The following is a 12,172-nucleotide window of genomic DNA, read 5'->3' as shown; positions in this document are numbered from 1 at the left end:
CATTCCCCAGTCCCCAGTCCCCAGTCCCCAGTCCCCAGTCCCCAGTCACCAGTCCCCAGTCACCAATCACCAGTCACCAGTCCCCAATCACCAATCACCAGTCACCAATCACCAGTCACCAGTCACTCTATTCCCTATGTATGCCCAAGGTGCAGTTATCAGCGGACTTTGATAAATTAACTTCTCAAACTCACACCGAATTTTTCTACTAAAGCTTCCCGCACTTTATTATGTACAGGTTCAACTTCATTATCAGTGAGAGTGCGATCGCCAGCACGATAAACTAAACGAAAAGCTAAACTTCTTTGACCCGCAGGTACATTTTCACCACGGTATTCATCAAAGACTTCCACCGATTCTAACAACCCTTTCCCAGCTTTGTTAATCACTTTTTCCAGTTCGGAAACTGTGACTTTCACAGGTGCAAAAAATGCCAAATCTCTATCACTTGGGGGATAGGTAGAATAGGATTTAAACTTGGGAATTAGTAAATCATCATTATCCAGTGCATTTAACAAAGTATCCAAACTAATTTGGAACACATAAACCTCATCTGGTAAACCCTTATCCCTTCTCAGTTGGGGGTGAACTTGTCCAAAAGTTCCCAGTCTATTACCACCCAACCATAAAGAAGCAGTGCGTCCTGGATGTAAACGCGAATCTCTATTTTCTGGTTGAAATTCTACCTCTAAACCAAATTGTTGAAAGACATTTTCTAAAATACCTTTCGCTTCAAACCAAGTCATCGGTTGTTCTCTTCCACCACGAGACCATTTACCAATGCTAGTATCACCACCCATGATACCAGCTAATATTTCCGCTTCATCTAACCCTTCTTCTTCTTGCCAGAAAATGCGACCGATTTCAAAACCATTTAACGCTCCATTTCCTTGTTCTAAATTGTATTGAAAAGCATCAATCAATCCAGAAATTAAATCAGTCCGCAAAGCTGAATACTCGGCAAATAAAGGGTTACTCAAAACAATTTGTTTATCTTCCCCTGGTTTCACCAAAGAATAGTGCATTAATTCTGTTAAACCTTCACCCCGCAAATAAGCGCGAATTTTCCGCAGTAATTCCTGATCTAAAGGTAAATAACCAGGTTCGGTTTTTTCTGGTAAAGTATCAACGAAATTATCATAACCATAAAGACGGGCGATTTCTTCAATTAAATCAATTTCCCGTTCTAAATCACGATAACGATAGGGTGGTACTTTTACCGTCCAAGTGCGGTCATTTTTATCAGTTAATTCACATCCTAAAGCAGTCAAGATTCTTTCTACATCTGCTGCTTCCAATTCTCCGGTTTCTAATCCCAAATCAATGGGACCTAGCACTTCATTAATTCTATCTAACCGTAAAACAATAGAATGGGACCAGGTGGAAGCATCAGGACGATTATCAACTATTTCCTGTTGAGTAATCACACCATTTGCTAGTTCTTGAATTAGGGATAAAGCGCGGTTGCAAGCTGTTTCTAATTCGGCACGATTTACACCCCTTTCATATCTTCCCGAAGCTTCACTTCTTAAACCCACACTGCGAGAAGAACGACGAATAGCAACAGAGTCAAATAACGCAGCTTCTAAAACTAAACTGGTTGTTCCTTCATAAACTTCTGTTTCTTCACCACCCATGACTCCTGCTAAAGCTACAGCTTGATTATTAGCAGTAATTAACAAATTATGAGTAGATAAATTGCGAGTTTGTCCATCTAAAGTTTTGAGAGTTTCCCCACTTTCAGCAAAGCGCACACCAATGGTTAAATTTTCACCACCAGCTACAGATTTTAAACGCTGTTGATCAAAAGCGTGTAACGGTTGTCCCCATTCTAATAACACATAATTGGTGATATCTACCACATTATTAATGGGACGGACTCCCGCAGCAAGTAATTTTTGTTTTAACCACTCAGGAGAAGGGGCAATTTTGATATTTTCTACAACAGTTCCAATGTATGCAGGACAAGCTTTATTTTCGGAAATCTTCAAGCTTAAATTTCCAGCATTATTATTAATTGTAACTGCTGGTGGTTGGGGAATAGATAATTTTCCACCGGTTAAAGCTGCAACTTCCCGCGCAATACCCACCATAGATAAAGCATCTGCACGGTTAGCGGTTGCGGTGACATCTAAAATGACATCATCTAAACCCAAAAAAGGACGTACATCACTACCTAAAGTGAGATTTTCTTCTGTGAAAATATGAATCCCGTCTACATCGGTAGGTAAACCCAGTTCTTTTAAAGAACAGATCATCCCGTTTGAGGGTACACCTCTAAGTTTTGTGGGTTTAATTTTTAAGTCGATGTTGGGTAAGTAAGTACCTTTGGTTGCAACTGGTACATAAATATCTGCGCGGACATTGGACGCACCACAAACGATGTTTAATGTTTCCTCTGCACCTACATCTACTGTACAGACACTTAGTTTATCCGCGTTGGGGTGCTGTTCCCGTTGCAGCACTTTACCGATCACAACGCCATCCGCCCAAGTGCGCCGATCTTCTATATCTTCAACCTCAAACCCTGCCATTGTCAAGGTGTGGGCTAGTTCTTCTGGAGTTTGGTTAATTTCTACGAGTTCCCGTAACCAATTGAAAGAGATACGCATTTAGTTGTCGTTGTGTTTGGATTTGTGTTTTGTTTTAATTTTATAATTAATTTTATTATAATTTTTAGGATATTTGGCTGTGTATGCTAAAGTTCAAGATATGATTCACAAAATGATTATCAGGTAGAAGTTATGAATGAGCTTAGGCTGGAATTACCTGCAAATATTTCTATTGATGAAGCACAACTATTGTTGACAATTATAAATTTTACGATGTTGTTTATAGTCATAATCATCTTCATATTCAATTGTACCAAATAGTTCTATAATTTCCTGTTGTTTTCGTCGTTGTATAAATTGTTTTAAAGCTTCTGCAATTACAGCACTTTGATCACTATAACCACTCAGTTCAAGTGCTTCTTTGATTAAGTTTTCGTCTATTTCTAAATTTGTCATCATATTGTATTTTTCTCTAAAATTTCATTTACCAAACTATTGCCATGTTTAAAATAAATCCTGGTAAAATATCTTCCCCTGATAATTCTAATGGTGCGGTTAATATTTCGACTGGTTTACCTAAACGATAAATTTCTACTTGGCGTGTTTTTGGATTAATCAACCAACTTAATTTTACACCATTTTCCATATATTCTTGCATCTTCTTTTGTGTTTCTTGCAAGCTATCTGTAGGTGACATTAATTCTAAAACAAAATCAGGGGCAATGGGAGGGAACTTAGTTTTTTCTTCTGTGGTTAAACTATCCCATCTTTCTTTTTTAATCCATGCAACATCTGGAGAACGATTTGCACCATTAGGAAGTTTAAAACAGGTGGAAGAATCAAAACACACGCCTAGTTTAGTTTGACGATTCCAAACACCAAAATCAGCATTAATTTCTGAATTAATTCTTCCAGTTTCCCCTCCTGTGGGTGACATGATTAATAGTTCTCCTTTAGCGTTGCGTTCAAATTTTACATCAGGATTTTTCCGACAGAGTTGATAAAATTGATCATCGGTAAATCTGACGATAGGATTTAGGTTAATGGTTATGGCTGTCATTGTCAATATGGGGTGATAGGATAAAACAGGTATTTTTCAATATTGTCAGAATCAGGATTTCCAGGATTAGAGGATTTACAGGATGAAAACAGATATTTGTCAGTAATTAACCATGATTAGGATTAACTAGATAATTAGCAACTAGAGTTAGGAACTATAGTTAACTAATTAATATCTATATCATTATCATTTTACTACCAATCATAGATATTATATCAAATCAGGATCAAAAATTTAATATATTTTACCAGCTTTCTAGTTACTTATCCTGTAAATCCTCAAATCCTGGATATCTTGATTCAGACAATATTCAGACAATATTAATTATCCAGTTATTCTTTAGAGAAAGACTGGGTTAATAATAAGGATGCTCCTGTGTTGTCAAATAACACCAGTCTTAATGAAACCAATTTAAAACCTATTATTGATGAGCTTCTTATTTCTGGCTGACGGCTGAATGCTTATACTTAAATCTCGTAATACCAAATATTTTCTTTTTTGACAATAATCCGATTCAAAGACATTCGATCAATTACTCCTGCATCTTCTAATTGTCCTAATAATCTAGTGATAGTAACACGGGTAGAACAAACAAGGGCGGCTAAGTCTTCATGTGTCAGTCGCATATTAATTAATCTCCCTGTTTCTACCTGTGAGCCAAATTTTTTAGATAACCATGCTAGAAGTTGAATTAGCATAGTTTCTACTTTTTTATGGCTACGTATTAACATTAATTCTTCTGCTTGATGGATGTGCTGAAGTAAAGCATCTGTAAATTGCTGCAAGTTATCTGCTGCTAAAATATTCGCTTCTACATTAGTTAAACATTCTATGCAATAGGGTTTGATTTTTGACAGCATTTCACCCACTATATCCCCAGGTCCCCATAAACCTAAAGCTACTGTTGTACCGTCTTCTAAGTAGGTATAAGTCATGACAAAGCCGCTTTCTATTTGCCAGAGGGCATTTTTTTTACTGGGTATGAGCGATCGCCTGGAAAAATGAAACTTTTGGCGATCGTTATCAGTAGATAACCCGAAAATAATTGTATTTAAAGGCATAAGTATATTATATTACTATTTTCCGATGTTCTAACCGTAGTATATATGATTTCGGATCAGAAAGTCACGCCAAAAATATCTTCTAGGGTAAGTCAGACCGCACAAATCAAGTAAATCAAGCAATTTTGACATCGGGCGCACCCTACAAATGTGTTGATTTCTGGTCAATATAGAGCAACTATGGGAATTATATTAAATAACTACGGTAATCCGATAGATTTATGATATTTTAGTAAAACAAGTGAGAAGCTATCACATTTAACACTTTAAAGTAGACTTCTTTCGTAAAAAGGCTCTTAAATCTATCAATGTACAGTAGTATTTTAAATACAGACGTGAATAGTCAAAGCTACCGTCTCCTGGAACTTTCCGCCAAGGTGGAATACGCACTCTTAGCACTGCTAGAACTAGCCAGCCACCATGATCAAAAAGTTACTCTAACTATAAGTGAAATTGCAGCCAAGCAACCCATCCCAGAGCGTTACTTAGAACAAATTCTCACTCAACTACGACGTGCGGGTGTGGTGCAGAGTCAGCGCGGTTCAAAAGGTGGTTTTCTTTTAGTGCGTGAACCTTGGCAAATAACCTTACTAGAAATAGTCACCTTGGTAGAAGGAGAACGGAAAGAGAAAGAAAATTCTGAAAATCCAACTATAGAAAGGACTCTAGTGCGTGAAATTTGGGAAAAAGCTAACACCGCTTCTAGTGAAGTGTTGCGTAGTCACACACTCCAAGACTTATGTCAAGAAAAAGAAACTCGCACTCAAAATGATCCCATGTATTACATTTAGTGTGAGTCATCAGCTAATAAATATGGGAAAAGCAATTAATCAATTAATCAATTAATCAATTAATTCTTTTTCATCAAAACTAACAAACACAGACAAATACCAAGGAGTTTGATCGGACTTAATGCCTGATTTTGATAGATGATTACAATACCCAAACCCATCAGGACAAAAGGTACAAAATAACTACCATAATTAGTTAAAAAATTTGCTATTTGCTTCTGGTGGGTTAACTTATAAGCTGCGTAACACCAAACTGACAATAGGAGGAAAAAGACAACTATAATCACTAAAAAGCTATCTAGTTTATTGGTAGAAAATAAAGGTATATAAACAGTAATATTATCACTGCCATTAGCAATAGTAATTAGAGTAATGGTATAAATTTGAGAACTTAACAAATTACTTTGACTTGATGATGCAAATGGTGTAATTTCGGTATTAATTTCAGCCGATAAATTGGTATCTTGTTCTTGATTAACTAAACTACTAATACCCATAGACAAAGGAATCAAACCTAATAAACTAATCCAGTTTGTAGGTATAATTAAACCACTCAATAAACCAGGTAAACTGAGAATGACAAGAATCGTAAAACCCAAATATTGACCTAAAACAATTTGCCAAGGTTGTAAATTATCATCAGCTTGGGCAAAAAAAACCAACAAAATCACAAGATCATCAATATTAGTAGCAATAAAAGTTACAACTCCTGTGATTATAGATATCAATAAATCATTCATTCTACATCATTAATCTTCAAACATCATGAATAGTTTAATTACTGCTTTTACTCAAGGTATTATCGCTTTTGCAGCCACTAATATAGACGATATTATTATTTTACTACTTTTATTTTCACAAATAGATAGTAATTTTCGCCGTAGACATATTTTTATCGGTCAATACCTTGGTTTTTTAGCTATTATTATTCTTAGTTTACCAGGTTTTTTTGGTGGCTTAGTGATTCAGCGAGAATTTATTGGATTATTAGGATTATTACCAATAGTAATTGGCATTAAATATTTATTGAATCGAGAAGAAGAAAATACAGAAGTACAAACAGTAAATAGTGATTTATTAGAGTCATCAAATCCCAATCCCATATTTGCTTTTTTATTAAGTATTCTTCACCCTAATACTTATAAAGTTGCGGCTGTAACGCTGGCTAATGGTGGTGATAATATTAGTATTTACATTCCCTTATTTGCTGGTCAGAGTTTTGGTAGTTTAGGAATTATTCTGATTGTTTTCTTATCTATGGTAGGGGTGTGGTGTGGTATTGCCTATTTATTAAGTCGTCAAGCTGCTATTGGTGATATTCTAACTCGTTATGGTAAGGCTTTAGTTCCATTTGTGTTAATTGGTTTGGGATTATTTATTATGTATGAACGTGGTACTTTAGAAATGATCAAATCATTGTTATAAGATATTTGAAAATAAAATATTGGAAAAGCATTTTCAGGTTTACAGATATTTTTTATTCCACTAAATCTCTATTAAGATGGAGAAATGTGATTTTGGTTAACCCCTACTTATGCTGGTAAAACTAACTTCCAACTTACCATCATTAAAATGCTGTATATAATCAATTTCAAAGGGCGTTGAGGTGTAATTTCACAAAGTTTAGCACCAATAATTACACCGGGAACTGAACCGATCCAAATTGGTATCACTAAACCCCAATTAACTGTTCCTAATGTGAGATGTCCTAAAGATGTGAATATTAATAAAATTGCGGCTTGAGTAATATCTGTACCTACTAATTTACGGGCATCAAGACGAAAGAAAACCATCAAAACCAAGGCAAACATAGAACCGGAAGAAACGCTAGTCATACCCACAGAAAAACCTAAAAGTGCGCCAATTAACAATGTTAAAAACCGCCCTTGATTAGTTTTAACATTTAATGTTGGTAATTCGGGTAAATTGACTTTGGGGAAAAACTTCACTAACAACATTTGGATTAATGCTGTGAATGTAACAATTAAAATCATTACTCCCAATAACCGCAGCAAAAGATTATCTATGTTGAGGTTACTGTTTCTGAGTTGATGTAAAACCGCTACACCTAACAATGAACCTGAAACGCTACCTATTGCCAGCCATTTAACTATTTCTATATCTAGGGTTTTTTGTTGCCAGTGTTTGACTCCACCTACTACTTTCATTAATGTGGCTGCTACAACATCAGAACTGATAGCAATAGAAGGCGGTACTTGAAAAATAAAAATTAACATTGGAGTGATTAAAGATGCGCCTCCTATTCCTGTTAAACCGACAATAATACCGATGAAAAAGCTGAAAACGGGTAGTAGTAAGTAGTCCATGTTCCTGTTTTGTAGTGGGTTTTAGCTGTGATCTGTAATAACTCCTCAAGGATGAGTTTTCCCTCTGGTGAAAATTTAGGTTGTTATTTTCTTAACCTGATTGTCTTCACTTGGGTTAATCACCGCAATCTTGATTGACTTACCGTATTTTAATAGTACACCTGGGAAAAGTATATTGTCAAGGTCTGAAAATGAAATAATTTTTTGTTGATTTTGTGGTGATTATTTGCTGACGAATAGAGAAAAAATGATCAATAGTTGAGGAAATACAAACTACAGCTATGGGGGATTTTATTGCTAGTTAAATAATAATAAATCCTAATTAAACGCTAATAATAAGTTACTTAAATAGAAATATTTGCATCAAATAAAAAATAAACGCAGCTACTATAAAAAATTTCTTATAAATCTTTTACTTTTGTGTAATTTGCGCTTTTGGCAGTGTAATAATATTGATTTTGAGGCAATACTGTTAGATTAAGGATTTTTGTAGGTTGGGTTTACCGTGTGGAAATCCAACAAACCCTTGTAAATGTTGGGTTTCTTTCCTCAAACCAACCTACGTTATGTCGTTGTTTTAGGGTTAACCGAAAAGTATTGAATTATTAATAGCTAGTTACTAATAGCTAATTTCTTAACTTATGAATAAAATGAAAATGATGAAAGAGGAACACACATCAAAGGTTATGGTGATCAAAAACCTGCTGTTTTCTAATTGGCGTTCTTTGTTGCTGATGTTGATAGGTGTGTATTTACCTTTGCAAGTTGTGGAAATTATGGCGGTGAAAATTTGGCAGAATAAAGATAGCTTTTCTTGGGATGTGCCGATTTTGATGGCTATTCATAGTACAGCTAATCCTCAACTAGATGCGATCGCAGTAGTGTTAACTAAGTGGGGATCATTTTGGACTGCATTTCCTGTGTTGAGTGCGATCGCCATAATTTTATTACGTAACCGCAGATGGAGAACTTTTAATTATCTGATCACTACTGCTATAGGAAATTTAATTATTAATCACACAGCTAAAGAAATTATACAGCGAACACGCCCTAATTTATGGATATCAAAAGCACCAGAATTGGATTATGCTTTTCCTAGTGGTCATGCCATGACAAGTATGACATTAGTAGCAATTTTAGTAATTTTAACTTGGGATCATCCTTGGCGGTGGTTAGTTTTAATTATTGGTAGTTTTTACCTCTTAATTATTGCTTGGACAAGACTATATTTAGGAGTTCATTTTCCTAGTGATATACTTGCAGGTTGGATGCTTGCTTTAGCTTGGGCTATTGGTATGAATTTAATTATTAAACCATAATTATTAAACCATAATTATTAAACCATAAGTCTTCAGCCGTCAGTATTCAGCCATCAGCAAAGAAGAAAATCATGAATAATAGCTGATTACTGATAGCTGAATACTTAATGAAATGCTTAATGAAATGACTAATAACTACTAACCAGTAAAAATTAAGATTTTTGAGCAGGTGCATTAATCACTCTTGCATTTACAATTGCCTGAGAAACATTAGGAATAAACCAGTTAATTTCACCAGGTTTGAGAATTTGTGTTCCTGCTTGGCTAAACTCAATAACACCTGTATCTGGGTTAGTTGTCAAAACTAACTTAGTGCCATTAGTAACTTTAACAATTGAATCACCTGTTAATTCTTGGTTTTCTCCATCTAAACCAACAGCTACAGCTTTAACATCTGAAGGTATATAAACTCCTTGACAATTCCATTTATTTTTGGTTGTCTGATTATCACCTAAAAAATATAAAGCTGATCCTTGGGAATAATCATCTTCTTCTAAATTTGGTTCTGGTCCATAAATAGCTATTGTTTTACCTGTTTTATTAATACATTGCCCCCAATCAATCCCTGATTCAAAGGCTAATTTTTGTAATTTTAAATCACTGATTTTCTGCTCTAATTGTTTTGGTGTATAGCCTTGGGGTAAAGTTTGTGTAGCTTTTGCATTTGCTAACTGGTTCAATTGTTGACTCAGGGCTATGTAATCAGGATTTTTCTTATATCTGGGCGGATCTGCTAACGCAGATTCAGAAAATAATAAACTGATACAGCATAACGCAATCATCAATATATACTTGAGACTTTTCATGGCAGTAATTCCTGATTTGAGAATATTTAGATTATCCATTTGACCCAAAGTAGAAATGAAAAAACCATCATGTTTCTACTTACTGAACTGTTCGCTAGTTTAAATTATCATAATTAATTCAAATGGGCAAGAATATCATTTAGCCAATTAGAATACCCAGTATTAACTTGAATTTGCATATTAAAAAATCTCAAAAATCTATAATTTTATAGGCTTTTACCTATATAACATTCTAAATAACTCATGATTAAGTAGTGTATTTTTACATACTTTTATTAAATCTTGGAAAAGAATTTTTTATACAAATTTAATTCCCACCAAATCCGATGCTCTTTTGAGTATTTATCAACAGAAAATAATTTTACAAAAAATATCAGAAAAAAATAGATAAACCACTTGCATAATATCAAAGCATCATGTAATATTTGATTTGTCAAAGAAAACACAAATCCTAATAGTAGTTGCTAGGAATAGATATGGGGTTAATCTATAAACAGCAGCTACAGATTCTTTAAGGGAATTTTGTACACATAAATCACAGGTCTGAATAGCCTAGAAGGTATAACTAAAAATTAGCCATAATCCAATACAGATCAGGGATTTATTTCTGTGGAATTGGCTGGTAAATATGCACAACAAAAGGAAAACTTTACACTTTTGTAAATTTTTATTACTTGCCATTAGGTATTACTCAGACAAAAATCAAAATCTCCCTATTGTCCATCTATGTATGCGTCATTTCACAATAGAGAATCCTGAAGATGAACACAGAAATTAAATCACCTACAAGTTTTCACGGCTTAAAGCCAAATTGCCTTTCTTTCTCAGAAGTTTTAGCTCAATCTTTTGCGGTTATTGCACCAACAACTGTACCTGCATCTAACATTGGTTTGATTGTGGCACTCTCAGGAAATGGTACTTGGCTAAGTTTTGTGATTGGTTTGATGGGATTATTATTAGTTAGCATTAATATCAACCAATTCGCCAGTCGTTCCGCTTCTCCTGGTTCTTTATACTCATACATTACCAAAGGTTTAGGAGCAACCGCAGGTGTAATTTGTGGTTGGAGTTTGGTACTGGCTTATTTATTTACAGGAATGTCAGTTCTTTGTGGTTTTGCTAACTTTTTTGGGATTTTTATTAGCCATTTAGGTATTCATCCTTCGAGTATTACACTATTAGCTATTGGGGCGGGAATTTCTTGGTATGCAGCTTATAAAGATATTCAACTTTCAGCACTAACTATGCTGTGGTTAGAAGTAGTTTCTTTAGTTTTAATTATCATTTTGTGCCTGATTATTTGGGCGCACAAAGGTTTTGCTGTAGATATGTCTCAATTAACTTTATCTGGTGTGAATCCCGGTAATATAGCCACTGGATTAGTTTTAGTTATGTTTGGGTTCTCTGGTTTTGAAAGTGCCACTAGCTTAGGAGATGAAGCCAAAAAACCATTACGTACAATACCTAAAGCAGTGATGGGTAGTGTTATCCTTGCAGGTTTATTTTTTGTTTCTACTACTTACATAGAAGTTTTGGGTTTTAGTGGTACTGGGGTATCTATTACTCAAACAGAAGAACCTTTAGGTTTTCTTTCTCAACAAGTAGGAGTTGGTTTTTTAGGAGAATTAGTAGGTTTAGGAGCATTATTTAGTTTCTTTGCTTGCATTTTAGGAAGTATTAACCCTGCTGCTAGAGTAGCTTTTTTAATGGCACGTCATGGTTTATTTCATGCGTCTTTAGGTCATGCCCACACAGAAAATAGAACTCCTCATGTTGCTGTTACAATGTGTTCATTTTTGACATTTTTAGTTCCGGCGATCATGTCTTTTTTCCACATCAAACTCTTTGAGTGTATGGGATATTTGGGTGCTATTTGTAGTTATGGTTTTTTAACTGTTTATATTTTGATTTCTGTTGCTGCTCCAGTCTATCTACACAAAATTAATAAACTCCGTCTCATAGATATAGTATTTTCTATGTTGGCGGTGGGTTTTATGATGATTCCCATTTTAGGAAGTGTGGGTATTCCTGGTAGTAATCTTTTTCCTGTTCCAGAAGCTCCTTATAATCTTTTTCCTTACTTGTTTTTAATCTATCTTGTTACTAGTTGTAGTTGGTTTTTAATTAAAAAACAACGCTCCCCCCATTTAGTAGCAGGAATGCAGCAACGAGTTGATGAAATTCATGCGAGTTTTGCGGAAAGAAATAACTATTAACAGGTGGTAATTTCCCAAATCTCAAATCTCAAATCTCAAA

General features: G+C 34.8%; 11 protein-coding genes. 4 read left to right on the top strand and 7 right to left on the bottom strand.

What is annotated here, in order from left to right; all coding sequences use genetic code 11:
- Positions 1-176: 176 nt before the first annotated feature.
- The 4 genes from pheT to H6F47_RS16450 form a co-directional block, all read right to left on the bottom strand.
- Positions 177-2,612 carry a phenylalanine--tRNA ligase subunit beta gene (pheT, locus tag H6F47_RS16465; RefSeq protein ID WP_190650062.1) on the bottom strand — a complete coding sequence of 812 codons (2,436 nt, stop codon included), beginning with the start codon at positions 2,610-2,612 and terminating at the stop codon, positions 177-179.
- 186 nt (positions 2,613-2,798) lie between these two features.
- Positions 2,799-3,011, bottom strand: a complete 213-nt coding sequence (locus H6F47_RS16460) for a type II toxin-antitoxin system VapB family antitoxin (RefSeq protein WP_190650060.1) — start codon at positions 3,009-3,011, stop codon at positions 2,799-2,801.
- A 25-nt stretch (positions 3,012-3,036) separates the two neighbouring features.
- On the bottom strand, positions 3,037-3,612 hold the full coding sequence (locus tag H6F47_RS16455; RefSeq protein WP_137667891.1) for a Uma2 family endonuclease: 576 nt from the start codon (positions 3,610-3,612) through the stop codon (positions 3,037-3,039).
- Between the two features lie 467 nt (positions 3,613-4,079).
- Complete coding sequence (locus H6F47_RS16450) at positions 4,080-4,673, bottom strand: Crp/Fnr family transcriptional regulator (RefSeq protein ID WP_096569993.1); 594 nt, start codon at positions 4,671-4,673, stop codon at positions 4,080-4,082.
- Between the two features lie 308 nt (positions 4,674-4,981).
- Here H6F47_RS16450 and H6F47_RS16445 point away from each other — a divergent pair, with 308 nt between their 5' ends.
- The gene (locus H6F47_RS16445) at positions 4,982-5,464 is read left to right on the top strand and encodes an Rrf2 family transcriptional regulator (protein WP_096569995.1); all 483 of its coding nucleotides are present in this window, start codon (positions 4,982-4,984) and stop codon (positions 5,462-5,464) included.
- 59 nt (positions 5,465-5,523) lie between these two features.
- Here H6F47_RS16445 and H6F47_RS16440 read toward each other — a convergent pair whose 3' ends face one another.
- A complete protein-coding gene (locus tag H6F47_RS16440) occupies positions 5,524-6,204 on the bottom strand; it encodes a cadmium resistance transporter (RefSeq protein WP_190650058.1) in 681 nt (226 codons plus the stop codon).
- 25 nt (positions 6,205-6,229) lie between these two features.
- On the opposite strand from H6F47_RS16440, the gene H6F47_RS16435 reads away from it, so the two are divergent.
- A complete protein-coding gene (locus H6F47_RS16435) occupies positions 6,230-6,889 on the top strand; it encodes a cadmium resistance transporter (protein WP_190650056.1) in 660 nt (219 codons plus the stop codon).
- Positions 6,890-6,996: 107 nt separating this feature from the next.
- Here H6F47_RS16435 and H6F47_RS16430 read toward each other — a convergent pair whose 3' ends face one another.
- Positions 6,997-7,791 carry a sulfite exporter TauE/SafE family protein gene (locus tag H6F47_RS16430; protein ID WP_190347303.1) on the bottom strand — a complete coding sequence of 265 codons (795 nt, stop codon included), beginning with the start codon at positions 7,789-7,791 and terminating at the stop codon, positions 6,997-6,999.
- Between the two features lie 641 nt (positions 7,792-8,432).
- On the opposite strand from H6F47_RS16430, the gene H6F47_RS16425 reads away from it, so the two are divergent.
- Positions 8,433-9,110, top strand: coding sequence for a phosphatase PAP2 family protein (locus H6F47_RS16425; protein ID WP_190650054.1), 678 nt, complete (start codon positions 8,433-8,435; stop codon positions 9,108-9,110).
- A gap of 152 nt (positions 9,111-9,262) precedes the next feature.
- On the opposite strand, the gene H6F47_RS16420 is transcribed toward H6F47_RS16425, so the two are convergent.
- Positions 9,263-9,955, bottom strand: coding sequence for a hypothetical protein (locus tag H6F47_RS16420; protein WP_242027411.1), 693 nt, complete (start codon positions 9,953-9,955; stop codon positions 9,263-9,265).
- A 722-nt stretch (positions 9,956-10,677) separates the two neighbouring features.
- On the opposite strand from H6F47_RS16420, the gene H6F47_RS16415 reads away from it, so the two are divergent.
- Positions 10,678-12,132, top strand: a complete 1,455-nt coding sequence (locus H6F47_RS16415; protein WP_190347305.1) for an APC family permease — start codon at positions 10,678-10,680, stop codon at positions 12,130-12,132.
- Positions 12,133-12,172 lie beyond the last annotated feature (40 nt).

This window comes from Sphaerospermopsis sp. FACHB-1094, assembly GCF_014696195.1.
Taxonomy (GTDB): Bacteria; Cyanobacteriota; Cyanobacteriia; order Cyanobacteriales; family Nostocaceae; genus Sphaerospermopsis; species Sphaerospermopsis kisseleviana.
This window is presented reverse-complemented; position numbering and strand designations above follow the sequence as displayed.